Annotated in this window: 16 protein-coding genes; 4 read left to right on the plus strand and 12 right to left on the minus strand. The window is 72.3% G+C overall.

Annotated features, from left to right (window positions below; genetic code table 11):
* Positions 1-256: 256 nt before the first annotated feature.
* Both ACFYR0_RS28695 and ACFYR0_RS28700 read right to left on the minus strand, forming a co-directional pair.
* Positions 257-613 carry a hypothetical protein gene (locus ACFYR0_RS28695; protein WP_389334180.1) on the minus strand — a complete coding sequence of 119 codons (357 nt, stop codon included), beginning with the start codon at positions 611-613 and terminating at the stop codon, positions 257-259.
* Between the two features lie 222 nt (positions 614-835).
* A complete protein-coding gene (locus ACFYR0_RS28700) occupies positions 836-2,134 on the minus strand; it encodes a zinc-dependent alcohol dehydrogenase (protein ID WP_389334183.1) in 1,299 nt (432 codons plus the stop codon).
* A 512-nt stretch (positions 2,135-2,646) separates the two neighbouring features.
* Here ACFYR0_RS28700 and ACFYR0_RS28705 point away from each other — a divergent pair.
* From ACFYR0_RS28705 to ACFYR0_RS28720, 4 genes are all read left to right on the plus strand, one after another.
* Positions 2,647-3,024: a CU044_2847 family protein gene (locus tag ACFYR0_RS28705; protein ID WP_389334186.1), complete on the plus strand. Its 378-nt coding sequence runs from the start codon at positions 2,647-2,649 to the stop codon at positions 3,022-3,024.
* A 30-nt stretch (positions 3,025-3,054) separates the two neighbouring features.
* Positions 3,055-7,272 (plus strand): trypsin-like peptidase domain-containing protein, encoded by a 4,218-nt coding sequence (locus tag ACFYR0_RS28710; protein WP_389334406.1) that lies wholly within the window; start codon positions 3,055-3,057, stop codon positions 7,270-7,272.
* On the plus strand, positions 7,257-7,805 hold the full coding sequence (locus ACFYR0_RS28715; RefSeq protein ID WP_389334189.1) for an LppP/LprE family lipoprotein: 549 nt from the start codon (positions 7,257-7,259) through the stop codon (positions 7,803-7,805). The genes ACFYR0_RS28710 and ACFYR0_RS28715 overlap by 16 nt, the downstream gene beginning before the upstream one ends.
* 91 nt (positions 7,806-7,896) lie before the next feature.
* Entirely contained in the window at positions 7,897-8,250 is a 354-nt protein-coding gene (locus ACFYR0_RS28720; RefSeq protein ID WP_389334192.1) for a hypothetical protein, read from the plus strand.
* Between the two features lie 29 nt (positions 8,251-8,279).
* Here the strand turns inward: ACFYR0_RS28720 and ACFYR0_RS28725 are convergent, their stop codons facing one another.
* The 10 genes from ACFYR0_RS28725 to ACFYR0_RS28770 form a co-directional block, all read right to left on the minus strand.
* Entirely contained in the window at positions 8,280-13,397 is a 5,118-nt protein-coding gene (locus tag ACFYR0_RS28725; protein WP_389334195.1) for a hypothetical protein, read from the minus strand.
* A 9-nt stretch (positions 13,398-13,406) separates the two neighbouring features.
* Positions 13,407-14,753 (minus strand): ATP-binding protein, encoded by a 1,347-nt coding sequence (locus ACFYR0_RS28730; RefSeq protein WP_389334198.1) that lies wholly within the window; start codon positions 14,751-14,753, stop codon positions 13,407-13,409.
* A gap of 17 nt (positions 14,754-14,770) precedes the next feature.
* Complete coding sequence (locus ACFYR0_RS28735; RefSeq protein WP_389334201.1) at positions 14,771-16,150, minus strand: contractile injection system tape measure protein; 1,380 nt, start codon at positions 16,148-16,150, stop codon at positions 14,771-14,773.
* On the minus strand, positions 16,147-18,504 hold the full coding sequence (locus tag ACFYR0_RS28740) for a hypothetical protein (RefSeq protein ID WP_389334204.1): 2,358 nt from the start codon (positions 18,502-18,504) through the stop codon (positions 16,147-16,149). The genes ACFYR0_RS28735 and ACFYR0_RS28740 overlap by 4 nt, the downstream gene beginning before the upstream one ends.
* A 4-nt stretch (positions 18,505-18,508) precedes the next feature.
* Complete coding sequence (locus ACFYR0_RS28745) at positions 18,509-19,360, minus strand: hypothetical protein (protein ID WP_389334207.1); 852 nt, start codon at positions 19,358-19,360, stop codon at positions 18,509-18,511.
* Complete coding sequence (locus ACFYR0_RS28750) at positions 19,350-21,062, minus strand: hypothetical protein (protein WP_389334210.1); 1,713 nt, start codon at positions 21,060-21,062, stop codon at positions 19,350-19,352. The genes ACFYR0_RS28745 and ACFYR0_RS28750 overlap by 11 nt, the downstream gene beginning before the upstream one ends.
* On the minus strand, positions 21,059-23,815 hold the full coding sequence (locus ACFYR0_RS28755) for a baseplate J/gp47 family protein (protein ID WP_389334212.1): 2,757 nt from the start codon (positions 23,813-23,815) through the stop codon (positions 21,059-21,061). The genes ACFYR0_RS28750 and ACFYR0_RS28755 overlap by 4 nt, the downstream gene beginning before the upstream one ends.
* Entirely contained in the window at positions 23,812-24,222 is a 411-nt protein-coding gene (locus ACFYR0_RS28760) for a GPW/gp25 family protein (RefSeq protein WP_389334215.1), read from the minus strand. Before ACFYR0_RS28760 ends, ACFYR0_RS28755 begins: the two co-directional genes overlap by 4 nt.
* Complete coding sequence (locus ACFYR0_RS28765) at positions 24,219-24,491, minus strand: PAAR domain-containing protein (RefSeq protein ID WP_389334218.1); 273 nt, start codon at positions 24,489-24,491, stop codon at positions 24,219-24,221. Before ACFYR0_RS28765 ends, ACFYR0_RS28760 begins: the two co-directional genes overlap by 4 nt.
* A 111-nt stretch (positions 24,492-24,602) precedes the next feature.
* Positions 24,603-26,375, minus strand: coding sequence for a phage baseplate assembly protein V (locus tag ACFYR0_RS28770; protein WP_389334221.1), 1,773 nt, complete (start codon positions 26,373-26,375; stop codon positions 24,603-24,605).
* Positions 26,376-26,377 lie beyond the last annotated feature (2 nt).

Genomic DNA, 26,377 nt, shown 5'->3' on the forward strand with positions numbered 1-26,377 from the left:
CCCCTTCCCCTGCTCCGGGACCCTGAGGCTGGTCCTGCCGCGCCGCCGCACCTCCTTCGGCCGCTGGAACTCACGCGGCCGCCGACCCCCGCCCACCTCCCCCTACGTGACCCGCATCCTTCAGGACGCGGGCCACGGCTGCAGGTGGGGGTCAGGAACGAGACGATGTCGGGGTCGGGCCCGCATCCGATACGAGGGATCCGCCGTCGTATGCCCGCCCAGGCCTCGCGACGGCGGCCCCCGCGCCTGCTCCTCGTCAGGCGACGACGGCGAAGGCTGCGGCCATGGCCGTACTCGTGCGCGCGTGAACGACCAGCCGTGTCCCGATCGTGGCGGCCCTCGCCTCCAGCGCGCGACGGGCAGGTGCGCTGCCACTGACCACGGACATCAGCATGCCCAGTTGCCTGCACACGCGGTGGAGGCCGAGGACGGTACTGACCGCCGCGGTGTCGACCGCTGGCTCCTCGAGGCTGAGCACCACGGGCGCGGGCCGGTAGGCGTGGACAAGTCCCTCGAGCCGGGCCGGAAGCGCGGCACGTCCGCCGATGCCAGGATCGTCGTGGTGCACCGTGATGACCAGCACTCCATGATCGAGTGAATGAGACAACAGCACGGTCCCCACTCCTCTGGTTGCGGGTGGTAGGCCTCCCGGGTACCCGGTGGCGGCTCACGTCAGTCTTCACGCGGGCAGGAGAAGGCGGGTTGGACCCGTCGGCCGACTCCCTGAGTGAGGGACACGCCGGGCAGGCAGCCTGAGGTACCGAACTCGGAGATGCGGGGCCCCGTCAGAGGGGCTCTAGCTCTAGAGGCGGTTCCCCGCCAGATTCGTCGCCACCTAGGCGGAGGGGCCGGGCGTGCCGGCGGTCGTGGCCGTTCCCGTGCCCGCGGCCTCACCGAGGCCAGGAGCGACCTCGCCCTCCTCCGACACGCCGAGAACGACCTTGGTCCAGCCCGCCTCCCGCCGGTCGAAGCGGCGATACGCCTCGATCGCGTCCTGCGCGTCGCCCCAGCGGGTGACCAGCGGCGTGGGGTCGAGATGCCCGGCCGCGACCTGGGAGACCAGATGCGGCACATAGCGGCGGTGGTTGCAGTTGCCGGACCTCAGGGTGAGGTTCTTCATGAACGCCTCCCCGAACGGATAGTGCCGCGCCTGGGGCGGATAGACACCGACGGTCCCGATCGTGCCGGCCTTGGCCACCATCGCCACGGCCCACCGGGCGGCCAACGACGGCGCGTCTCCCGGAACCCAGTTGTCGCCGTCCGGGTTCTGCTCGGGGACCACCTCGTCGCGTTCGTGGTCGAACTCCCGGTACCGATCGCGCAGCGCCTCGGCGGCCGGTCCGCCCCGCGGTCGCTGTGCCTCCACACCCACGGCCTCGATCACCCGGTCGACGCCGATGCCTCCCGTCAGCTCCCGCACCGCCTCCACCGGGTCCTCGGCGTTGAAGTCGATCGTCTCGGCGTGCTGGGCGCGTGCCAGGTCCAGCCGGTCGGCGACGCCGTCGACGACGACGACGATCCGCCCGGCGCCCTGGAGGCGGGCGCATGCGATGGCGGCCTGCCCGACCGGCCCCGCACCCACGACGGCCACCGTGTCACCGTCCCCGACCTCTGCGAGCCGGGCGCCGAACCAGGCGGTGGGGTAGATGTCCGACAGCAGGATTGCCTGCGCGTCGTCCACGGTGTCCGGCAGCGGGACCAGCCCGACGTGGGCGAACGGAACGCGAGCGTACTCCGCCTGGAGACCGTCCAGACCGCCCGCGGCCTCCGGACCGCCGAAGAACACGGTGCCCCCGAGGGGACCGCTCGGATTGGCGTTGTCGCACTGGGCGTAGTAGCCCGCGCGGCAGTAGCTGCACGTCCCACACGCCACGGTGGAGGGCACCACCACCCGGTCGCCGGGGCGGAAGTTGCGCACACCCGCACCGACGTCCTCCACGACGCCGACCGCCTCGTGGCCGAGAATCCGCCCCTCACGCAGATCGGGCATGGCGCCCCGCACGAAGTGCAGGTCGGTGCCGCAGATGGCTGACGTCGTGATCCGTACGATCGCGTCGTACGGATCCTTGACCGTCGGTTCCGCCACGTCCTCGAGGCGTATGTCTCCGATTCCGTGCCACACAACAGCCTTCACGGGAGTGCTCCTTCCAGGGTTCCGGTCCCCCACCAGCCGGCGCCGAGCGTCTGCGGTGTTCATACGCGGACGGCAGTGCGGGGGCTGATGTTCGCTGTTCGCCGGCATCGGACGCACTGCGCCCGCTCGGGGGCGTTCGCGGACGCTCGAGTCCGACCGACGTCGTCCGTCCCATCCGGAGTTTCCTGCGGGTCACACCCCAAACAGGGCACACGCCGAGGCATCCTCGATCGGAATCCGCGCCCCGACCGCAAGACCGTCCGCGTCACTCCGACGTCCTGAACTGTCGTCGGCCGTCGGGTGGTGCGGGTTTCGGAGGAGGCCGACACGCGGCAGGGGATCCGGGCCGACCAGATTCCCCTCATCGGCAGCTTCTCGGACGTGCCCGGGACCATTCGCCAGTATGCGGCCTCTTTGTCACGGCAGCCCGTGAATCGTCGATCCGGACACGGTCGCCCTGTGTAGCCACTAGGGTGGCGCGCGTTACATCGCACTACGTGGGCGGGGGGACGATGCCCGAGTTACTGAGAGTGCCGCTGGAGAACGGCGGTTCCGTGCTGGTGGAGGTCGACAGCGGGCCGCAGGCGGTCGTCAGGGTCGCGCGGTCCGGCGGGGTGGTGGCCGAAGCGTCCGAGACGCTGGAACGCGGTCTCGACAGTGTGCGCGAGGCCGCGCACGCCGTGCTCGCCCGGGTGGCCGACCTGCCGAGACAACCAGACAAGATCACTCTGGAGTTGGGGCTGAAGCTGTCCGCGGAGGCGGGCGTGTTCCTCGCCAAGACCGCCGGCGAGGGGTCTCTCACCCTCACCATGGAGTGGGACAGGCAGCATCCGGAGGCTGTGCCGGTCACCCAGGCCGTCGCCTCGCGCGACGACACCGTGACGGCATAGGGGCGCGAGGACTCGGCTGTGCCCGGACCTGTGCCCAATCCCGGAATCGTCCGCCTGTGGTCGCGCGGCGCGTTCCCCACCCCCCAGGGGGCCGGATTTCTGGCGGCCCCCGGACTCGTACTCACGTGCGCCCATGTGGTTTCGGCCGTCGCCGGAGAGCAGGAGGGGAGTCCCCTCGCCGTGGGGCTCACCGTCGATCTGGACTTTCCCCTCACCGGGCGACCGGCCCGGCGGCAGAGCGCGCGGCTCGTCACCCACGTCCCTGTCGCGGAGGACGGCTCCGGTGACATCGCCGTCCTCGCGCTCGACGGGGATCCGCCGCTCGGGGCTGAGCCCGTGCGACTGCTGGACGTGGAAGCGGTCCGGGGGCACCCGTTCCGGGCGTTCGGCTTCCCGGCCGGCGACGACGAGGGCGTCTGGTCGCTCGGCGAGATCGTCGATGACCGCGGACGGGACTGGCTGCAGTTCGAGAGCACCAGCGCCTGCGAGATCCGTCAGGGCTTCAGTGGTACACCCCTGTGGGACGAGCACTTCAAGTGCGTGGTCGGCATGGTGGTCGCCACCGACGGGAGGTTCCTCCAACGCGCGGCCTACGCCATCACCGCCGGTGTCCTGCTGGAAGTCCACCCCCAACTGCGTCGCCTTTCCACGCCGCCGTCGCCGTTCCGTGGGCTGAAGTCGTTCCGGGAACAGGACGCCACCCACTTCTTCGGACGAGACGAGCAGATCACGGCGTTGACCGAGGCGGTCACCACCTCGTCGATCGTCCCCGTGATCGGGGTGTCCGGGGTGGGCAAGTCGTCGCTGATCCACGCCGGCCTCGTACCCCGGCTACGCGAACGGGGTGACTACAGCGTCGCCTCGCTGGTCCCGGAGGCCGCGCTGGGAGCGGAGCTCATGCTCGCGTCCGCTCTGCTGCCGCTGCTCACCGAACCGGACGACGACGTCGGGCCGCTGGACCGGCTCGAGCAGAAGGAACGGCTCGCCGGGCGGTTGCGCGAGGGAGGGACCGGTCCGGTCGTCCGGGAACTGCTCACCCGCTCCGGGACGACTCAACTCGCCCTGGTGGTGGACCAGTTCGAGACGCTGTTCCGCTGCTCGCCCGAGGCCGCCGAGAAGTTGGTCGACCATCTGGTGGCCATGACCGGATGGCGCACCGCGGACGGCGGACCGCTGGTACGGCTGGTCTTCGCCCTGCGGCTGGACTTCTTGAAAGCCATGCAGCGGTTCCCCGTCCTGGGGCGGGTGTGCGAGGCGTCGCCGGTTCTCGTCGACCGCCTGGGCAAGGACCAGCTCCGCGAGGTGGTGCTGTCCCCGATCGCCTCGTTCCACGGGGCCGTACGTTTCGAGGAACGGCTCGCCGAGCGGCTGCTCTCGGACGCGGGCCGCAGCCCGGGCGCGCTGCCCCTGCTCGAGTTCGCTCTCACCTTGCTGTGGGAGCAGCAGCGTCAGGGCATCCTCGGGCACGCCGCGTACGAGGAGATCGGTCGCGTGGCGGGCGCCCTCGCCTCGCATGCCGAGCGTGTCGTCAAGGAGCGGCTGGGCGATGTGCGCGACGAGGTGCCGCGCCTGTTCGTACAGCTCGTTCGCCCCGGCGACGGAGGCCTTGACAGCCCCGTCGACACCGGGCGCACCGCACGCCGTACCGAGCTGGACCCTGCCTGCTGGAAGGCCGCACAACTCCTGGCCGTACAGCGCCTGGTGCACCTCGATCGCGCGTCCGACGGCGTCGAGACGGTCACGCTGGCCCATGAAGCGCTGCTCGAACACTGGCCCGCGCTGCGCTCCTGGGTCGACGCCGACCGCGACTTCCGGATCTGGCAGGAACATGTGCGCGAGCGCATCGCGCGCTGGGAGCAAAGCGGCCGCGACCAGGCCCTGTTGATGCGCGGCTCCGAACTCAAGCAGGCGTTGCGGCGATTGCACGAGCGGCCGGACGATGTCCCTGACAGCGAACGGGAGTACGTCGCGGCGGGTCAGGAGCGGCGTCGGCGCCGGCGATCCCGCAAAGCGCTTGTCGCCGCGGCGGTCACGGCGGTGATGAGCACTCTGGCCGGAGTCGGAGTGCAGTCGGTTCGTGGCAGCAAGGCAGCCGAACTCTCGGCCGGCCTTGTGCAGCAGGCCCAGGGCCAGGCGGACTCCCATCGGGAGAAGGCCGCGTTGCTGTCCGTCGCCGCCTGGCACACCGCGCCCATCCAACAGGCCCACGACAACCTGTTCGCGCGCTATCTCGCCGACGCCCCGTACGACGCCGTCCTGCCCGCGGGCGGGGAGGTCGCGGAGACGGCATTGGACGGATCCGGCCAGGTCGTCGCGGTGCGCAACAGTGCGGGCCGACTGTCGGTGTGGCGCGTCGGGGCCGTCGGCCCCTCCCTGGTGGCCCGTATGGACGACGTCACGGCCGTCGCGGTCAGTGCCGACGGCACCCGGCTGGCCCTGGGAGGCAGCGGCAACCGCGTCAAGATCTGGGACCTGCGTGAGCACAAGACCCTGCTGACCCTGCGAGCCGCGTCGAGCACCACCAGCACCGCTCAGACGGTGGACGAGCTGCGCTTCGACCGCACGGGGCGCCGTCTGTTGGCCCATCCGTCACAGGACGACACGGCCCAGGTGTGGGACCTCGAGCGGCCCACCGCCACGCCCGTCACCCTGGAACCGCTTCTCGACGGCTCACCCGGTGATTTCGTGTTCGACACGGCCGGAAACCGCGTCGTGGCCTCAGGGCCGGGCGTGCGGGCACAGGGCGTCTGGGACACGCGGACCGGCCGTTTGACCGCCGTCCCCGGGTACGACGAGCCCGGGTTCGCCCCGGGTCCCCGTCCGGTGGCCACGATGTGCACGGACTACACGTGGCGGCTGACCGATGTCTCCACCCGGAAACCCGATCCCCGTCTCTTCCAGGGCCTGCCCTGCAGCCACGAGAACATGACGAGCGGCGAGTTGGTCGGCGTCTCCGACCAGGTCGTACTGACACGCGGCAACGGAGCTGTGACCGCTCACGACGCCGCCACCGGGCAACGGCTTCTCGTCCTGGCCGAGGACGGTCCCAAGGGACAGTACACGCGTTACGCCCTGGCCCGCACAAGTCGCCGCATGGCCTTCGCCCGTGGGACGGAAGTGCTGGTCGCCACGGCCCCGGAGCCCGGCTCGCTGCCGACCGCCGACATCCTCACCACCGGCGACGACGGCGACGCCGTGCACTTCTCGCCCTCCGGCCGCTATCTGGTCACGGTGGGCGTCGGCGGGGCGGTCGCTGTGTGGGACCCGGAGAACGGACGGCGGCTCGCAGCCATCGGCGAGGGTGGTTATCAGACGACGCGCGTGTGGGCCGCGTTCGACGCCGACGAGAAGACGCTGGCCGTGAATGAGCCCTCCACGCAGTCGGTCACGCTCTACGAACTGCCCTCCCTCCGGGTACTGCGGCGGATCCACGTCGACCCGCCCGCCGGGTCGGCGCCTCGCGACACGGAGTTCCGCGACCTGGGATTCACGCGGGAGGGCCGCCTGGTCGCCCTCGTGGCAGGGGCCGTCTCGCAGTGGGACGTCACGACCGGCCGCAAGGTGGGCGAGACGCTGCTGTTCCGGGAGGACTCGGAAGTGGACCGAAGCCGGTTCGCCACCAATATGGCAGCCGACGCCACGTCCGAACGGATCGCCGTATCGACCCCGGACCTGGGCGGCGTGGAGATCTGGGACCTCCGCAGCCGGCGGCGGGTCAGCGTCGTCATCCCCGAGTCCCGCGTTCCGCTGTCCGACCGGGACGCTGTGCGGTTCAGCGGCGACGGGCGGCGTCTGCTGCTGATCGGCAAGGACGGGAGCGCGGAGGTATGGGATACGAAGGGCCGGCGCCGTGAGACCACCGTCCCGCCCGACACCGCCCGCACCACCATGTTCCTCGCCGATGGCGACGAGACCGTCAGCGTGAGACGGAACGTCGTGGAGCGGTGGGGCGACGACGGGCTCCGAAGTCAGACCCGTGTACCGGCAGCCGCTCATGTCCGGACGGTCGTGCCCTCCCCCGACGGTGAGCACCTGTTGCTCAGCGTGCCGGAAAGCACCACCCAGGAGTCGGGCACGGACTTCGGGACGACGGCGGTCTTTCATCTGAGACAGGCGTCTGCCCGTACCTGGGCCGCCGAACTCTGCCGACGCGTCACACGCGACATCTCCCAGGAGGACCTGAACGCGATGCCGTACGGAATGCTGGAGCGACTCCTTCTGGGGGTGACGGCGTGCGGAGAGCGGTGAACTCCCCGGCCGCGACGGCCGTCCTCTGCCTGACGCTGGTGACGGGGTGCGGAGCGTCGACGGGCACGGCCCCGTCGGAGTCGAGCCCGTCCGTTTCCCTGTGGGGCACCTCGGGCCCGGCGGCGGAGAGGTCCCCGAAGGACCGCAGCGAGGCCTTCGACGTCGACCGAGCGGTGCTCCGGGTCAAGCGCCTGGGATACACGGCCGACGCCGACGCCGGCACCCTGAAGAGCCTCAAGGGGCCGCTTCGCGCGATCCACGCCCACTGCACCGGCGGCGTCGACGGGAAATGCGTTTCCGTCTTCTTCTTCTACGGCAACGAGTACGCGGGTTACGACGTGCCCGCGGCCGCCCAATCGACGATCAAGAACCAGGACGGACAGACCGTCACGCTGTCCTATCCCCTCTACCTGCCGACGGATCCACAGTGCTGTCATTCCGGCGGCGAGGCCGAGTACCAGGTGCGCTGGAAGGACGACAAGCTGGTCTTCTCACCACCGCTGCCCGAGAACCCGAACTACGCAGCCGAGTAGGCGTTCCACCCAGTACGTGAGCACAGGGCCGCGACGCCCCTCACCACCGGGGTGGCCTGATTTCTCACCGTTTCAAGGGACACAGCACTCTATGAGCAACAGCAAGCGACGTCCGCACGGCAACAGCCATACAGCACGGCCAGGCGAGGGAAAGGCCAGCCTGCCCAAGCGCGTGTCCGGCAAGTTCGTGCGCATGTACCGCCGCTACCACGCATGGCGCGCCCCTTTCCCGCTGTGGGCGCGGATCGTGTGCGACATCCTGTTCTGGGCCGTCGCCGCCGCCGCGGCCTACGTGGCCATCGGCAGCCTGTGCGGAGCGGTCCTCATCGCGGCTCCCCTGCTCGGGTTCCTGGGACTCGCCTCGAGCAAGGAGTACGACGACGGCATCGACTGGAGCGACCACCGGATGGGCGGGCAGCCCAAGAACCCCGGGCCCAAGTTCTAGAGTCGCCTCACTTCCGGCCGGGCAGCTCGTCACGACAGCGTCTGGGCCAGCGCGTCGAAGTTCGCTTGGATCTTCTGGAAGCGGTCCCTCTGCAAAGCGGCCAGTTCGCCGACGGTCATCCCCTGCCGCCACTCGGCGTCGCCGCCGTCGTCGACGAGGATGTCGACGCCGAGGCGGAGGTTCAGTTGCCAGGCTTCGAGGTGCTCCGTGCTGCCGTCCCAGATGAAGCGGTCGAGGTTGGCGCGCAGGTCGGTGACGAACTGGCGGGGTGTCGCGCCGAAGTCCCTGTAGTCGGCGAGGAACTGGCGCAGCCGGTCGTGGAAGGCGGCCGAGTTCGCGGTGCCCGCCGGGCGTGTGGGCTCTCCCGGGACCGAGGCCCCGCCCACATGGGTCCCGAGTTTCGGATCCACGATCGGCTTCGGATCCTCGCCGGGGGTGTACCGGAAGCCCACGATCCCTCCGATCGACCACACCACATGGTTGGTGGGACTCCTCAGCCTGTGCATCGCCCACATCCAGTCGATGGCGCGGGCGATGTCCCCCTTGCGTGCGATGTCGACGGCATGGACCATGACCTCGCGGATACGGTCGACCGGAATCCACTCGTGGTGGCCGGGCATCGCCTCGCGGAACTGGTCCTTGATCCATGACCTGGTGGCGCCGCCCGTGTTCCACAAGGCGCTGAAGTGCTCCCAGGTGAGTCCGCCGGCCTTCTGCCGAACGGTGAGTGCGGTGAGGAAGGGCACCACGCCGACGGTCGGGTCCCCCTTGCCGTAGGCGCGTACCGCTGCCGCCAGGCCGGGGTGGAGTGTGGAACCGACGAACGGGTCGAACCTGCCGTACTGGGCTTCGCCTTCCGCGGTGAGGGAGTGCCTGAAGCCGATCCCGGCGATCTCGTTGCGGACATGGGCGTCGGCGTCCGGCGCGAGGCGCGCCTCGCCCGCGAGTCTGAGCCGTTCGGCGGCCGCCTCTCCGAGCCTGAGGATGAAGGCCGACCGCAGCATCTGGGGAGGCCGCGTTCTCGGGAGGGTGAAGAGGTAGTCGCCGAAGGCCTGGGCGCTGGGCCGCCGTCTGCTGAGCGGGTCCTTGGACGAGCCGCTCGTGGGGTCGTCGCCGTAGAAGTAGAAGCGTACGAGCCTGGGGATTTCGGGATGGTCGAGGAACGCGACGGCCTGCTCCTCGGTGGCGTTGGTGACGTCCTGCTCCCAGATCCGCTCCTCCGAGTCGGTCGAGGATTCGTAGATCACGGGCTTCCTGATCTGCCGCTCCCACCACGCCGGGTGTACGCGTGCGGCGAATCTCCTTCCGTGCAGGGGCAGTTGGGCGGAGATCTCGACGAGCAGCACCTCCAGGTCCGCCTCACGGGTTTGGCCGAACGCCGTGAAGAGCAGGCCGAGGACACGGGCGATCTCCCTCTGCCTCTGTTCCAGGGCCTCGTCGTCGGTGAGGGGTGCGGTTGGTGCTCCTGGGCCACCGGGGCTCTGCCGCGCGTCGAGGGCGGCCTTCTCCCGTGCGAGCCGGTCCGCCTCGATGTCCGCGTTCGAGACGAGGGTGCGCAGCGTGGTGATATGGGCGAGGACCGCGGTCCTCGCCTTCTCGTCGTCCTTGAACTTCTGCGGTGCGGCCTTCTCCCACTGCGTCAGTCTCGCCTCGAGTCGCGTGGGCTGACTCGCGACCATCAGGTCGGCCGTCGCGCCGGTGACTTGGATCCAGTGCCGGTGCGCCTCACCGCCCGCGCTGAAGGTGACGCTCTGCCCGATCTCGTCGTCGGCGCCCTTGCCGCCGGTTCCCTCCTTCTTCTCCTGCGGCCCACCGGGGCCGAGCGCGGTGAGCAGGGCACGGCCCTTGGTGACCAGCCAGCCGATCACGGCCTCGGCGATGCCGAACACGTAGTCCTGGAGCCGTTTGATCACCGCGACGACCTGTTCGGGGAGGTCGCCCAGTCCTGCCATGCCCGCCAGGAGGTCGATCACGATCGGCAGAAGCTGCGCCAGGGCGCCTTCCACCGCCTTGGCCATCCCTCCGGTGTTGCCGGCCAGGATGTCCGCGGCACCGCCCACCACGGTGTCGACGAGTCTGAAGACGGAGGCCGCGTTCTCGAAGACCCAGCGCAGCACCTTGTAGATCAGCTCGATTGCCTGCAGGACCGCGCCTGCGGGGTTCAGCATGCCGAGGACGTGCATCGCCACCTGCTCGACCAGCGTCTCCGTGACGTAGGCGATGGCGGCGTCGAGGATCTGCTGGAACAGGTCGCCCGGGTCGAGTTTCTCCTTGAGCATCTCCAGGATGCCCTCGGGTCCCTTCGTGATCAGCGTCGAGACCAGGTCCCAGGCCGTCTCGACCAGGGCGACGTTCTTCTCGCCGATGTGCCTGACGAGGATTCCCCTCAGCCGCGCCCAGGTGAGGCCCATGAGCTGCAGCGCGAAGGTGATGATGCCCGGGATGCCGAAGTCGGTGGGAATCTGGACACCGACCGAACCCAGCCCCCGGAACAGCCAGTTGAAGAACCCGTTGATCAGGTGGTCGGGGAGGTGGTCGAAGAACTGCCGGAATCCCTGGGCGAGGGCCGCGACCAGGTTGTTGGCGAACTTCATCGGGTCGTCGGCGATGTCCGCCACGACCTGCTGGATACGGTCCACCAGTGCCCAGAACGCGGGCGGCGGAATCCCGACGAGCAGCAGCAGTCCCTCGACGATGGCCTTGACCGGGTCGTCGAGGAACTGCTCCACGGCTTTGGCGATCCTGCCGATGAGCCCGCCCGCTGCCTCGCGGAGCTGTTCGACCTCGTGCTGCACCTGCGCGACGGCCGTCACGGCCTGCTGGCTGAGGTCCTTGGTGAAGTCGTCGCGGGTCCGGTCGACCTGGGCGTCGAGGCCGTCGAGTCTCGCGGTGAACGCGGCCTGCTCGGTCGCCGCCCATGCGCGCAGTCCGGCGGGCAGGTCGGTGAACAGCTGGCCGAGCTGTCGCCGGGCGTCGTCGATGACGGTCTTGGCCGCCGCGATCACGGACTCGACGTCGGCCGAGATCTCCAGCAGCAGGGCGCAGACCCCGTCGCCGAACAGCCGCTCCGCCCGGTCGTACTCCTCCGTCACCCAGGCGGGCAGCCCCGTGATGGTGTCCCAGCCCGCGAGGAGCAGCCCGCCGGCTCCTGAGTGGCGTTCCTCGATCCACCGCGCCACCCGGTCCAGCGACTGCCGGAATTCCGTGGAGTGCCGCTCCAGTCCGGCGTTCCACTTCTCCATCGCCGTCCGGGGAAGGGGCTTCAGCAGCCCGTCCACCCGCGTCTGTGTCCCGGTGAAGATCTCCTGGGCCCGGCGGCTGACGGACTCCCGTGTCTGCTGCTCGGTGCCGACCATCGCGCTCTGCCGCCCGGTAACACCGGTGACGGTGGCGGCTCGTGAGGAGTTGAGCGCCTCCAGTGCCTTGGTCTGCAGATCGGCCATGCCGGTCCTGGCCTGGGCGAGCGCCTCGTCCTGCTTGGCCAGTGCCTCGGCCGGCCGGACCGCCGCCATCTCGGCGAACTGCTGCTGCCCCTCTCGTACGGTGGAGAAGGGCGGCTGCTGGATGGGCGCGGACGACGGCCGGTCGATCCTCGAGTCGGCGACCTTCTTGTCCAGGTCCGCCTTGTCGGCGTCCAGGGAGAGGTCCTGCGGCGGGACCGGGTCAGGAGCGGCCGCGGGCGCCGCGATGCCCGGGTCGGCCACCGTCGCGGCCGGGCGGACGAGCGGCTGCGGGGTGTTTGCGGGCGTGCCGGCGGGCTGTTGCTGGAGCCCGTCGTATCCGGCCGCGGCCTGCGCGGTGTCGCCTTCCACGGAGGTGCTGAGCGATTGGCCGGCGTCCTTGGCCATCGCCTTCGGGTCGGCGTCGACGAGGTGCTTCTCGTCGAGCGGGCGCTTGCTGCGGATGGCCCGCCGGATGTCGTCGCACAGCAGCAGGATCTGCGGGCTCGGGGCCGGCTTCGTACCGAGGGCGTCCGCGAGCGCTGCGCCGGCCCGCGCGGCTGTTTCCGCGGGCGGCTCGGTCACGGCTGCGCGGGCCGCCGCCGTGGTGGACTCCGCGTCCGGCAGGGTGCCCGCTGAACGGGCCGCGCTGCGGGCGCCCTTGGACACGGTGGCGACGCGCTCCTGCTGTGCGGGGGAAGGTGCGGCGGGCGCCGGGGGGATGTGCAGAACGACGTCGGGTACGGCCTCCTCGGCGGCCGGGGGTTCCTCGGCCGCGCTCCCGCCGGGGACCTCGGCGAGCGGGGCGGGGACGGGCTCGCCCGGGGCTGGTTCGGCCGGTGCCGGCTCGCCCGGGGCCTGTGCGGCAGGGGCCTGTCCGGGGAGGGAGGCCATGGTGGCGGGCGCGGGCGCCGTATCGGTGGCGGAGGGGGCGGCGGTCTCCCCGGCGCTCACGAGGAGTCCGGGTGCGCCGAAGGGAACGTCGGGGCTCACGACGATACGGTCCGCGGCCGGGACGTCGGGGGCCGCGGACGACCCTGCCACGGAGTCTCCCGGCCGCTGCTCCGGCCGCAGGGTGACGGGGTCCACGAGTGAGCCGCCGGTTCCGGCCTCAGCTCGTGGCCCGCTCGGGACCGGCAGTGTCAGAGACGGACCGGCCGCCGGCCGAGGTCCGTCGCCGGTGTCCACCTCCCAGCGGCCCTGCGCGGCTGCGGCGTCCAGCACGACACCTGCCACACCCGCGTCCACGGTCACCGACGGGAGCGGGAGCACCGCCGTGACGCCCAGAGGAGCCGCGCCATCGTGGACTCCGCGTGCCTCCCCCAGGTCCGCCGGTCGCGACCAGGCGTCGTCCGCGTACGACAACCGCGCCAGCACGGTGCCGAGTACGGTCACGGTGGCCTCCACCGAGACCCGGCCCGTGGGTGTGCCGTCCTCGCCCACCTCGAAGCGTGCCGTGCCGCGCACGAACGGGGACTCCACGGGCCCGGCCACCCAGGCCCGTGCGCCGGCCGCGCCCTCCTGCGGACCGGTGCTCCCCGCCGAACGCGTCGCCGCCGAGGGACTGCCGACGCCGCCCGGCGCGTGCCGCGGCTGCTCCCTTCCCGGCGTGTCCCCCGCGGGCCGGCGCCGTGAGGGGCCGGCCGCCCCGGCCGCGCGCTCCGGGGCGCTCGCCCGCCGCTCGGGGCCGGCATGTGCACGTTCCACACGCGCTCCTCAGCCCGACACCGACGGAGGCGTACGCCCGCTCTTGGCGAAGGCCGTGAGAACCCCGGACGTCAGGTGCTCCGCTGTCACCGTCCGTCCGTTCGCCGCGGCGGCGTAGGCGGCCGCGACCGCGGCGTCACGGATCTCCGCCCCCGTCAGCGGATAGCGTTCCGCGAGGCCCGTGAGGTCGACGTCCGGGGCCACGGGCACGGCGGCGGGCAGCACCCCCCGCCAGATGGCGAGGCGCTCGGCCACCCCGGGCACCGGGAACTCGACGCGCAGGTCGATCCGGCGTGTGAAGGCGTCGTCGAGGTTGCCCAGCAGATTGGTCGTCAGGATCACCACCCCCGGATGGCGCTCGACCCGCTGGAGGAGGTAGCTCACCTCCTGGTTGGCGTACCGGTCCCGCGCGTCCGACACCTCGGTACGGCGGCCGAAGACGGCGTCCGCCTCGTCGAAGACGAGGAAGCACTCCTCTTCCTCCGCCCAGTCGAACAGCCGGGCGAGGTTCTTCTCCGTCTCGCCGATGTACTTGCTGACCAGGGCCGAGACGTCGACGCGGTAGGCGGGGACACCGACCGTGCGGCCGAGCACCGCCGCGGTCATCGACTTGCCGGTGCCGGGCGGCCCGTGGAACAGCACCAGGGTGCCGCGCACGCCGTCGTGCTCCCGGGCGAAGCCCCACTCCTCCAGCACGGTGTGCTTGTGCCTGACACGTTCCAGCACGGCCCCGAGCTGGCGTCGCACCTGGCCCGGTACGACGATGTCGTCCAGGGTGTGGGCCGTGTCCATCCGGTCGACCGGCAGATCGGGCAGCGGACCGCCGCCGACCGACCCGCCGGTGAGGAAGGCGACGAGGCTGCGGTGCGGGGTCACCCTCCCCGCCAGCGCGGCGCCGTCGTCCGGTGCGAGGTCCAGCAGGCGGGCGCCGCGCAGTCTGCCGTGCGTGGACAGCAGGTCACGGGCCGCCAGCCGGCCCGCGAAGGTGCGCCCGCACAGGTTGCGCACCACTTCGCCGGTGAGATGCGCGACGCCGGGGCGGTCGGTGAGGAGCCCGTAGTAGACGCTGAACTTCTCGTCGATCTCGGGGGCGACGGCGGCCACGAGGGTGAGTGCCTCGGCCGGGTCCAGCGCGCAGTCCTTGACGACACGGGACAGGGGCCCGTCACCCGCGTAGGCGGTGATGCCGGGCAGTCCCTCCGACCCCTCCAGGCCCAGCGGTCTGGCCATGAGGGCGGCCATGACCCGCTCGGGATCGGTGCCCGCCGCCCCGTGGGCTGCGAACGCACGGCGTTCCTCCAGCCGGAGCCCGATCACCGCCTCCAGCGTGGTCAACGCCCTTTGCAGTTCCGTCATATGGCCCGGTGTCAGCATCAGGCACCCGGCCTTCCATCGGGCGGCGCAGCCGCGAACCGGATACGGACCGGCGGTGACCACGGGAGCTGGAACAGAGCCAACGGATAGGGCAGCCGGGAGAGCGCGATGTCGAGCGGCAGCCGTCCCAGCTCCACCTCCACGGTGCCCTGGCCGTCCGCCGTCTCCTGCAGCCGGGCGGGGCGCCGCAGGAACCCGGTCCGGATGTAGGCGGCACTCGACTGCGCGAAACCGGGCACTGCGGCGGCGAATCGGCGCAGTGCCGCCTCCGCCGCAGGCTCCGCCGGCGTTCCGCCTGCGATCCGGGGCACGCGCGCCCCGGGATGCTGCCCGGCCAGCACCATGACCAGTGGATCGGACTGGAGGTCCGGGTCGGCCGGGTCGGTCAGTACGGCGAGGGCTACGCGGCGAAGGTCCGCCTCCGCGGCTTCGGCGACGGCGGGCGACGCGCTGCGCCCCAGCGCGTCGACGGCCTCTGCGAGGTAGTCGCCCAGCCACGGGTACAGCAGCACGAGCCCGCCCGCCCTGGAGAGCAGAGGGCTGTCCGGTGAAGAGGGGTGGCCGGCTGGTTCCAGGAGCGCCGCGAGGAAGGACTCGGCGTCGGTGGCGTCCGCGGGAGTGCCGGTCGTCGACTGTGCGGCGCGGGCCTGCCAGAGGGTGGCCCACTCGGCGTCGCCGGCGCGGTCCGCGTGGGCGTGCGCTTCGCCGCCGTGGACCGGCGTGGTGGCCACGGCACCCTCTTCTGCCGAAGGTCCGGGTTCCACGGGCAGCCGACCCGCTTCCGGACTCGGCCCGCAGTCCTGGCGTGACGTCGCCAGGGCGGTGCTCACGGCCCGCCGCTCGTCGGTGCCCAGGGCCCGCCACAGGCCCGACAGCGCCTCCGGCCGTGCCGCCAGCTCGCGTGCGACCCGAGTGAGGGCGGCGTTCGAGAGGCGGCTCAGCCGCACACCGAGGTCCGGTGGAAGCCGGGTGCCGACGCCCTGCTGTCCGGCGTCGGGCGGCCGGGGGCCGTCGCCCGCCGTGGACGGGACCGGTTCCCATGCCGGTTCGCCCGCCGGGGCGGGGCGCGGGACGGACATCCGTCCCGCGATCGCGGCGCGGATGTGCTCGGCCCACATCAGCACCACGGTCTCGTCGTCGTACTCCACGGGATCGAAGCCGAGGGGGACGACCAGCCGGTCCAGCCTCAGGTCCGGTACCCCTGCCCCGGGCGGCACGCCCAGAGCACGGGCCAGTGCGGCGGGGAGCCGCTCGGCGGCGAGACGGGCGAGGCGGGCGCGCACGGCGAGAGCGCGCTCCTGATCCTCCGGGGTCGTCCGGCACAGGATGGTGAGGCGTTCGAGCCGCAGATCCACCGCGGTCCCGGTCGGCGCTGTCAAGACGGCCCCCGCAGCCGCTCGGTGAGGGCGTCGGCCGCACTGCGGATCCGCGCGAGTCCGTCGTCGGGCAACCGGGCCGCCTCCGCGGCCGCCACCAGGGACTCGACGAGGGTGGAGAGCTCCTGGCCGTGGGACAGCGTCAGCGGCTGCTCCCGCTCGATGTGCCTGCCCAGTTCGGTGAACGCCTGCTCACCGGTGGCGAGTTCGTCTCTCACGGCGTCGCGGCGGTCGTCGGGAGCGGCTTCGACGAGTGAGCGGCGCATCGTCCCGAGGAAGTCGACCATGCTCGCGTTGAGCCGCGTCGCCTCCGCGAGGCGCGGGGCGACGGCCCGTGGCCTGAGGATGTCGTCCACCCTCTGGTTGGAGATCTTGACCGCCTCCAGCGCCTTGTCGAGGTTGCGCCCCAACGCGAGGTTCACCTGCTCCACCGTGGTGACCCTGGCAACGGATTCCACGACGGACTGCTGGAACTTCTCGACCTGCTCGCCGACGCGCTGCACGCCGCTCTGGAGGTTCTGGGTCCTCTCCTCCAGCTGTTCGATCCTGCCGACGGCCCTGGTGTCCTGAGCCGTGAGCTTGAGGTCCACCTTGGTGTCCTGTGCCGACAGCCTGATGTCCACCTCGGCCCGCAGATCCTGACGCAGCACGTCGACGTCGCTCTTGGTCACGGCGTTCCTGAGCTGCTGGACCAGCCCGCCCAGTGCGGGAAACTCCTGCAGCTCGCCGCTCTTGAGCTGGGTCAGGCCGGTCTCCAGGACCTGCACCTTGCTCATCACGCCGTCGACCGCCTGCTCGGCCTTCAGTGCGCTGGCGGCGGCCTTCTTCGCCTCGCCGCCCGCGTTCGCGAGGACGCCTCCGGCGCTTTTCAGGACCTGCTGGTTGGCGACCCGGCCGATCTCGACGATCTTGCCGTGCTGGTCCTTGACGAGGACGAGGGTGTCCCCGAGGCTGATCGCGCCCTGGGCGGAGAACCCCTCGATGCCGTGCGCCTCGGCCGCCGTGCGCACGAGCACCTTCGGCTTCACACCGCGGTCGGTGATGAACTGCTTCACCGAGGCCTCGGTGGCGACCGCGTCGCTGCCGAGCGCCGGGTTCAGCGAGAACACTCCCGCCTGAGCGAAGTCGAGCGGGTCGATGTCGTACAGGACGTCGATCTCCACGGGGTCGATCACCCCGTGGCCGCCGCCCTTCACGAGGGGGACTTCCTCCAGATAGAGGTCCCGCCAGGCGTCGGGGATCCTGGGCGGCGGGTAGACGACGTCAATGCACTCCACCTTCAGCCCCAGGTTCATCCTGAGCCTGGCCACTGCCTTCTTGCCCTTGGGGCACTTGTGGAAGTCGTCCTTGCCGGGCGGCGGTTTCGGCGGATCGTCCGGCCCGGGTACGGAGGGTTCGGCGTAGCTGCCGATGAGCGACTCCAGCCTGTTGAGCATCAGCGTCGGCGGGTCCAGCGCGCCCGAACCGAGCAGGGCGTTGGACAGTCCGGCGGGCGGCTCGAGATCGTGCCGGTACTCCGGCTTCCAGGTCGGCGTGCCCCCGGTGATCCAGCCCAGGGCCACCCCGGGTGGCACGGCGTCGCGCGGTGACGGCGTGTTCAGGGCCAGGACCCGCAGCACGTCGAGGGCCGCGAAGAAGACATGGTTGAGGAACGCCGCTCGGTACTGTCTGATCGCCGGCAGCAGGGGGCCGCTGATCGTCAGCTCGGCCAGCCGCTTCGCCGAGGGCTGGGTGAGGGTCACCCCGGCCGCCGCGAGGCGGTTGCCGATCGCGGTGCGGAGCCGGTCGAAGTCCCCCTGGACGCTCCCGTCGGCGGCGATCGTCAGCGGGGACTCGTCCCGGAGCAGCGGCTCGGTGGCGAAATCCGTCCGCGGGGTCCTGAGCCGGCCGGGCGCGAGCACCACCGTGGCGCCACGGACGCGGATCGCGGAGTGCCCGGCACAGCCGGTCTCGTCGCACGGCGGGGCAGGCCTGTCGAGGTCCTGGAACACCAGGACGGGGGTGACGCCGCCCTGGCCGGGGTCGATGAAGTCGAAGTCCGCGCTGCCCGTGGTGACCTCGACCACCGATTCGGTCTCGAGCAGCAGCAGCCGGCCGTGCTGGTCGACGGCCAGGCCGGGGGCCACGGTCAGTCTCCGCCTGCCGTCGGGGTCCGGATCGCTCAGCGCGCCGGTGAGACCGCTCACGATACCGAAGCCGATCGCCCGGCCGAGGATTTGATCCTGTCCGTCGAGGAAGTCACGCAGCAGATTGAGGTCGTCCCTGGTGAGGGTCTGCCCGCTGGTGAACAGCGGATAGCGGCGCCCGGCCGTCTCCGCGTCCTCCGGGCCGGGTGCGGCGTGGTCGTTCGTGCTCATCCGCTCAAGCCTCCGTCACGTCGGTGGGAAGTCGGCCGACGTCCAGCCTGTCGGCGGCCGCGCCCTCGTCGATGCAGCTCCCCAGCCGCAGGCCGTCCTTGTGTTCGGTGAGGTCGACCAGCCCGCACAACAACCCCCGGACCCGCTCCCGGAACTCCTCCTCGGTCTCCGGATCGTCCGCCCCCGGGCCCTGTCGCCGCTCCAGGACGAAGCCGTCGGGGACCCAGCACAGCCGCGTCAGCACATGGGCGGGCGCGTAGCGTTCGACGACCAGGGAGGCCTCCGTGCGCGCGGCGGCGTCCGGGAACGCGGCCGAGACCGGTACGAACAGGGTGGCGCGCAGCCAGGGCAGCGGCCGTCGGCGTCCGTCGGTGTCGGTGTGCGGTGTCCCGGCGCGCTCCCCTGCCGTGGCGTACTTGAAGTGCTCGACCAGGAGCGGCCGTTGCGAGGGTTCGCTGAGGCCGAACCACAGGCAGAACCAGTCGAGGAAGCCGCGGGGGGTGCCGCGGCGGCGCCACAGCCGGGCCGCCTTCTCCAGGAACTCCCTTTTGCGCGTGAGTCCTTGTGCGTCGCGCCACGTCCCGGGGAAGACGAAGCCGTACCAGTCGGCCAGTTCGTCGTAGAGCTCGGAGATGCGGGTGAGGAGGGCGTCGCCGCCCGCGTCGGCGGGCAGCCCCGGGGGCCAGGCGGCGCCGGCCGGGCTGTACCAGAGGGGCAGTTCCGCCAGGCGGTCCAGGTAGGCCCGGTTCAGGTCGTCGACGAGTGCCAGGAATCCCTCGATCTGCTCGAAGCTCTCGCGGTCGGCCGCGAACACGCCCGGCAGATGCGTGGCGATCGTCGTGTACTCAGCAGCCATCGGCGCACCCTTCGCGCAGTTCCAGGCGGACGGTCAGACAATGCCGGTCGTCGGGGGCCAGCACGGGCACACAGTGCCGAGGGAGAGGAAGTTCGCCCGAGTGCCACTCGGGCCGGCCGTCCGGCAGTACCGCCGCCGCTAGGTCCTCCACACCGAGCACCTCCGGGTCGCCGGAGATCACCTGGACCAGTTCCGCCAGCCGGACCGGTTCACCGGGGCGCCATCCTCCGGCCGCCGTGGCGGCGGGGCGGCCCGTGCGCGGCCAGGGTCCGTCCGTGTGGCGGGGGTGGCCGGGCTCGGCCGTGATGTCCGCGCTCTCCTTGCGGCCTGCCTTCAGCAGCGCCCCGATCCTGGCCAGGGCGTCGCGCAGAACGCGCTGCCGGGAGGCCGTCACCGGCACGTACACGACTCCGCGCAGGGCGATCGGGCACGTTCCCAGGAGGGCGGCGCCGACCTCGTCACCGATCAGCCGGCGTGGTGCGAGCCGGTCGAGGTCGAGGTGCGGGTTCTCGTACGGCTGGTCGACCTCGGCCGTCTCGTCCGGCCCGGAGAGGGTCTCGGCCAGCACGGTGTGCAGGAAGCGGCGACGCGCGTCGCCGGTTGTGAGTGCGGCCGGCCGGTCGGGCTGCACCAGCAAGGTGATCGCCCCTGGTCTGGCGGCTCCCCCGTGGTCGGCCTCGTCCTGGGTGTCCCGGCCGTCGAAGCCGATTCCGGGGAGCACTCCGGGCACCGCCCAGGCCCGTTCGACGGTCACGATCCCGCTGCCGTCCGCCGCCCCGGTGACATCGTGGGTCACGCCGACGGCGAGCCGCGCGTAGTCGTCGGTGGTGACGGGCTCGACGGTGCGGGCCTGAAGTGGGTGCGGTGGCCAGCACGTGGTGGCGCCGTCGGCTCGTTCCCAGTCCTCCGGGCGCGCGCCCGGGGGCGCGGGATGGATGCCCACGGCGTCCGCCGCCGCCCGCGCGTCGAGGTCCAGTTCCGCCGCCAGCACGGTCTGGGCGGCGACGCGGTCGGCCGCCGCCGACACCAGCTCACGCACCCGGCCCTCCAGGGCACGCAGACGCTCCGCCGCGCTCGCACGGCGGTGGCGCTCGCCGATCGCCGCCTGTTCCTCGGCGAAGAGCAACGCCCTTGCGCCTGGCGGCGGTTCCGTGGCCGGTGCTGTCGCGTCGAGTGCCGCCTGCCGTACGAGCGGGGCGCGCAGCAGCCGGACGGCCGCCGCGCGCAAGGCCGCCTCATCGGCCGGATCCCCTCCGGGGGCCGTCGGACGGCTGAGCTGGTCGGCGGCGGCCTGTCCGGTCGGTGCCGCCCGGACGGCTTGACGGTCTGCGGGAGTCAGCCCGGCGAGGAGGTCTCCCAGGGCCTTGAGGCCGTCCGGGTCCCGCGGCAGCGGCGCACGGCTCCAGTGCAGCTCTGCGGCGTCCCGGAACAGCCCCGTCTCGGCCGACCAGCCGGACAGGGGCCGGTTCTCGGTGCGGTAGTGCAGATCGGCCATCGACCAGACCACGGATTCCAGCAGCGTGATACCGGGGTCGCTGGGGTTGTGGTCGGTCCAGTCGGCCGCGTACTCCCGTACGGTCTCCATGGCCGTCTCGAGCAGCGCGGCGAAGTCGGCGTCGGGGGCCGGGGCGGTGACGGCGCGCAGGGGGGCGGGGAGCGAGGGGGGAGCGGACGGGACCGCACCGGGCTTCGGCTGCGTCACAGGCGCTCCTCGAGGACGAGTTCATGATGTCCGGCCGATGCGATCAGTCCGCGGCACGCGTCGGTGCCGACCCTGGGCAGGCCGGTGTGCGGGGGCAGCAGCCGCAGGTCCCGCACGTGGTCCACCTCTGGCCGTTCCTCGAGGAAGACGGTGAGCGACGAGGGGTAGAGCGCGCGGCCGAAGTCGGCGAAGCCGCTTCCGCCCGGGTGCAGTCGGGCCTCCAGAGCGGCGGTCAGGCTCTCGCGTGCCCCGGCGGCGGCGACGCCCGGAGCCAGGGCGATCCGCGCGTGGACTCCCACCTGTTCGTACAGGGGGCACAGCACCACCGGCCGTGCGTGCGGGGAGCGGACGGGCTCCAGGCGGGCGAGGATGCGCTCGGCCAGTGTGACGCCCGGCAGGGGCAGTCGCTCGGCGCCGCGGGGGACGACCACCAGGGCGACCGAGCCGGGCTCGGCGCAGCCGTCCGCCCCCGTGTGCGGCAGGCACCGTACGGCGGCGACCTCGGGGAAGGTGTCCTTGACGAGCGTCTCGTAGTCCCAGGGCTGGATCGCCCGCCCCCGGTGCCGCACCACACCGGTGGCGCGGCGCAGATACTCCTCGTCGGTCTCGGCGGCCCGGCCCGGTGTGCCCGCGCCGGGGTTGGACACCTTCACACCGGGGATCGGACGGCGCAGTCCCTTCAGCTCCCCCGCGGCCGGTGCGGTCGACGGGCCGCGGTCCGCCTGGGGGTCGGGCGCGCTGCGGCACACGGCTGTGACGGCGTCCGTGCGGATGTCCAGGATCTCGCCCACCAGATGGGGCGTCGAGGTGCGCAGGCGCAACCAGCGGTCCGTGGCCGCGCCCTGGTCCGCGCAGCCTTCGGCCCAGTCGGCGGGCAGCAGGGTTCTCACGACCCCGCTCTGCCGCAGCCCCTTGGTGCCGTCGAGCACGTGCAGCGGCTGCCAGGCGTCCGCCGTGGTCCAGTACTCCCAGGTCGCGTCATGGCCCCGGCCCGAGGAGGCGCAGGCGGGGGCCTGGCCGACCCGCACGTGGAAGGAGAGTCCGCCGACCGCGTCGGGGCGCAGCCCCGTGAAGCCGAGAGCGACCGCGCCGTGCGCTCCCTCGGAGGTGTCCAGGGGCTGCCGGAAGGGGCGTGCGACGGGGCCGGGAAGGTCGAGCCGCCGGGTGGCGTGCCCGTTGCGCGTCCGCAGGTCCCGCACGGAAACCGACTGGGTGCGGTACGCGATGGTCACCCGCGACGCGGTCGGCGGGGTGGGCGCGATGAGGTCACCGGCCCGCGGGCTCCTGGCCGTCGCGACGTCCTCGGCGAACCGGGCGATCCGGCGCAGGTGGTCCTCCCAGCCGAAGTCGCCGCTGCTGAGGAACAGCCGCATGAAACGGCCCGTGACGCCGCCGACTTCGGTGGGGTCGGAGAGCGGCGTGCCGTCCACCGCGACGGTGGCGGTCCTGCGGCCGTGGAGTCTACGGCCGGCCGTGCTGAAGGTCTGCCAGGTGCCTCCGGCCCGGCGCTGCCACTGGATGCCGGGGTCGGGTTCCTTGTACGGGATCTTGCCGATGACGTCGATGCCCTTCGCGAACAGCCCTTCGGCGTACCACTGCTGGACCGGCGCGGCGTAGTCCACGGCCATGAGCCCGTTGCCGCTGTCGTCGAGGAGTTCGAAGGTCAGGGTCAGGCTGTCCAGCGGCTTTCCGAACGCTTCCTCCGAACGCAGATAGAAGCTGTCGCCGCGCCGAGGTGTCGGGCCGAAGGGCTGGAACTCACGGGTGAGGTCGACCGCGCCGTTCCCGGTGGCGCCGCCCTCGGGCACGACGGCCTCACGCTCCATCCGCACCCGCACCTCGGCGGTTTCGAAGGCGAAGGCCCCGGCCGGGGCGGCGTCACCGTCGAAGCGGGCACGCAGGAAGGTCAGTTGCTCCCCGTCGACCGCCAGCGGGCCGCACGCCCCCGTCAGGACGAGCCGCACGCTCTCGCCGTCGTACACCGGCGAGCCGGGCAGCACGGTGGCCAGACCCTCGGGGGTCGACCACTGCCAGGTCGTACCCGCCAGGCCGGCGGTGTCCTGCCCGGGGAAGGTCACGGTCACGGTCGCGGTGCCGCCGGTGAACGCGAGCACGTCGCTGACGATGTCGAGCCGGTGGACGGCCCCTTGCCCGGCGAACGGCGCGAAGGGCGCTTCGGGGTCCCGCCGGTCCGCGGTCCGGTCGCCGTCGGCTGTGGCCAGGGTGCCCATGACCCGGGAGATCCCGGCGCCCTGAAGGGTGAGCGTGTCGGTCGTCGCGTAGATCCGCTCGGCCCCGCCTGCCGTGCGCCCTCCTCGCAGTTCGGTGCCCGACGGCAGGACGACGGGCCCGGCGGCGGGCTCCGCGCGTCGTGGCGGTGCCACGGTGAAGGCGGCCACCACGCTGTCCGGTTCCATGGGACGGCGCGAGATGCCGAGCCGCTCGGACAGCCAGGCCAGCCGCGCCCGGCCGGGAAGCTGCGCGAAATGCCGCGCGAGGCCCTCGTGCAGGGCCGCGACGGCCAGCAGCACCGCCTGGGAGGGGTCCCCGGCGGGCCGGAGTACGGCCGAGGTCCGGCCCTGCGGAAGCGGGTCGTGGAACAGCAGATCGGCCCAGGTCGGCAACGTACCCGAGGGCGCGGGCGGCAGATGGGGAACCGGCCTGGCCGCGGCGGCGGACCGCGCCATCTCGGCGATGACCTCGTCCCGTGAGACACGCCCGGATCCAGGTTCCGCCCCGGTGGTGCGGCTCATGCCCGGTCCTCAAGATAGAAGGGGAGCACGAGGCTGGTGGGCCGCCGGTGCGGGTCGATCCTGAACTCCACCGTGACCTCCACCCGTTCGTCGCCGGTGCCGGACACGACCGCCTCGAGCCGGTCCACGATGGCCCGCGGTTCGAAGCGCAGCACCGCGGTGCGCAGCTCATGGGCGAGCCGGTGGCAGGACGCGGCGTCCCTGATCCCGAACACCTGGTCCTCGGCGGTCGATCCGAAGTCCGGCCTCATCACGCGCTCCCCCAGGGTGGTCCGCACGATGAGGCGGATCGACTGGGCCACGGCGTCTTCGCCGTCCACGGTCGCGACACGGCCGCCGCCTTCGCCGTCCTGGTGCCAGCGGACCGGAAACCGCCAGCCGGTACCGAGGTGCGGGTAGTCACTCATCCGATCACCACCGTGGGAGCGCCGACGACGACGGACGCCCCGCAACCGCACGGATCGCCTGCCCGCAGCGCGGGACGCCCCGCGATGAGCACGGTGGGGCTGCCGGAGGTGAAGGGGGTGCTCGGCGGATGGCCGGGCTGGATCGGACAGGCGTGCAGATCGCCGAGCACGGCCGCTGGGAGCCCGGCGATCAGTACGGTCGCCGCACCCGGGCCGGCCACCGCACCGCCGTGCGCGGTGAGATCGGTGACCCTGGCGGCGGCGGGCATCAGCGGGCTCCGTTCCGGGAAGCGGCGGGCATCAGCTGCCTCCGTCGCGGCAGGCCGCGGCACCGCGCGGAGTGGACGAGCGCCGGGCAACCGTCTTCACAGCCGTACCCCCTAGTTGATCTTCACCAGTGCGCCGGAGACGGACAGCGAGCCCGCCGCCTTGAGTTCCAGGCCGGCCGCGCTCTCCACGGTGGAGGCGCCCTTGGCCTTGGCCCTGAGCGTCGCCGCGTCCACGTTCACGGTCCCGGCCGGTGCGGACAGCGTGATGTCGCCGCTGCCGGCGACGATCGCCACGCCCTTCTCGGACAGCGTGAGCGAGCAGGTGCCGGACGTCTCGGCCAGGACGATCTCGCCCTTGGCGTCGTCGAGTTCGATGCGGTGGCCGCCCGCGGTGGTCAGGGCGATCCGGCCGTTCGAGGAGTCGTCGAAGCTGAGCCGGTGACCGGCCGGGGTGACCACGGACCGCACGGCATTGGCCTTGGGGTCCATCCGCTCGGGCGGGGCCGCCCTGCCGTTCCACAGGGCGCCCAGCACCACCGGGAACCTGCTGTCGTGGTCGATGAACCCCACCAGCACCTCCTGGCCGACGTCGGGGACGAACCACGTGCCGTGGTCCGCGCCGGCCGACAGCGTGCTCAGCCTCGCCCAGACCGGTTCGAGCGCGGGTGCCAGCCACGGGAATCCCACCTTCACCCGGCCCAGCTTCTGCTCGTCGTCGAGGTCCTCCACGATGCCGAGCAGCAGCCCGTGGCCTCCCCTGGTGCCGGCACCGGCCGTGACCCGCGGGGCGGGCGGGCGCAGCGCGGGAGGGGAGCCGAGCTGGAACTCCGTCGTGTAGCCGCTCCTGCCCAGCCGGTGCCGTACGGCGCTGACGTAGTGACGCCCGCCGAAGGCGGAGCCGATCCCGGTGAAGCGCAGCCAGGAGTCGGCCCGCAGCCGGGGCAGCCCCACGGTGCTGCCGCCGCCGTGGAAGTGGCGCAGCACCTCGCCGGAGGCGGCGGCGACCGCCCGCCGGTCCGCCTCCTCAAAGGAGATCCCGGCGGAGGTGCCGAGGTGGGCCTCGCGCAGCGGCCACCCGGCCTTCCGGAGGTCCTCGGCCGGTGTCGCGCGGCCCTGCGGCCCCGGCTCGGCGCGGTCGCTCCCGGCGTCCGCGACGACCGTCTCCAGGGTGGCGGGGTCGAATCCGGCGACCGAGACGGGATCGGCCCGCCCGGACACCTCGCGGGTGAGCCTCAGCTCCCGCAGCGTGCTGCCGTACTCGAGGACGAGGTCGTCGTCGGACGGTTCTGCCGCAGGCCGGAAGACGAGTCGGTCGCCCTCGACGTACGCCACGTAGCCCAGTTCCGCGGCACGGCCGGTCAGCCAGTCCCAGTCGGTGACGCCGCAGAAGGCCACCACCGGCTGATGGATGCCGTCGGCCGCGTCGGCCGTGAGGCCGTAGGCGGCCGCGATCTCGGCGGCGACGTCGCCGTCGGTCGACTCCTCGTAGACGCGTGCGCGGGGCACGGCTGCCAGCAGGGCGCTGCGGGTGCGGCAGGCGATCTCCAGCACGGGGCCCGAGGCCGCGCCGAAGCGGGCCGTCACGGCGGTGAGGACACCGGAGAACACCGGATGCAGCGTGCCGCGCCACCCGAGTGAGAGGTCCACGGCGGTGCCGGGGGCGAACAGTTCGCCGTCGGAGTAGCGGACCTGCCGGGTGTCGGCGTCCCAGTTCCGTACGAGCAGAGCGGCCCGCCCGTGGCGTTGGACCTCCGCGCTGACGTCGATCTCCAGTACGTCGAGCCGTACCTGGGGCTCGACGTCCCGCCCGGCCAGTCTGAGCGTGAAGTCCGGCAGGTCGGGGATGCCGCCGACGAGGTCGGTCGCGGTCGCGGTGGCGGCCATGG

Origin of the sequence: Streptomyces sp. NPDC005017, assembly GCF_042873115.1 — a bacterium.
GTDB lineage: Bacteria > Actinomycetota > Actinomycetes > Streptomycetales > Streptomycetaceae > Streptomyces.

Coding starts and splice junctions, on each gene's coding strand:
- ACFYR0_RS28745 (WP_389334207.1), bottom strand. CDS start 19,360: ATGGCTGCTGAGTACACGACGATCGCCACGCATCTGCCGGGCGTGTTC.
- ACFYR0_RS28755 (WP_389334212.1), bottom strand. CDS start 23,815: ATGAGCCGCACCACCGGGGCGGAACCTGGATCCGGGCGTGTCTCACGG.
- ACFYR0_RS28740 (WP_389334204.1), bottom strand. CDS start 18,504: ATGAGCACGAACGACCACGCCGCACCCGGCCCGGAGGACGCGGAGACG.
- ACFYR0_RS28730 (WP_389334198.1), bottom strand. CDS start 14,753: ATGACGGAACTGCAAAGGGCGTTGACCACGCTGGAGGCGGTGATCGGG.
- ACFYR0_RS28720 (WP_389334192.1), top strand. CDS start 7,897: ATGAGCAACAGCAAGCGACGTCCGCACGGCAACAGCCATACAGCACGG.
- ACFYR0_RS28705 (WP_389334186.1), top strand. CDS start 2,647: ATGCCCGAGTTACTGAGAGTGCCGCTGGAGAACGGCGGTTCCGTGCTG.
- ACFYR0_RS28770 (WP_389334221.1), bottom strand. CDS start 26,375: ATGGCCGCCACCGCGACCGCGACCGACCTCGTCGGCGGCATCCCCGAC.
- ACFYR0_RS28760 (WP_389334215.1), bottom strand. CDS start 24,222: ATGAGTGACTACCCGCACCTCGGTACCGGCTGGCGGTTTCCGGTCCGC.
- ACFYR0_RS28765 (WP_389334218.1), bottom strand. CDS start 24,491: ATGCCCGCCGCCGCCAGGGTCACCGATCTCACCGCGCACGGCGGTGCG.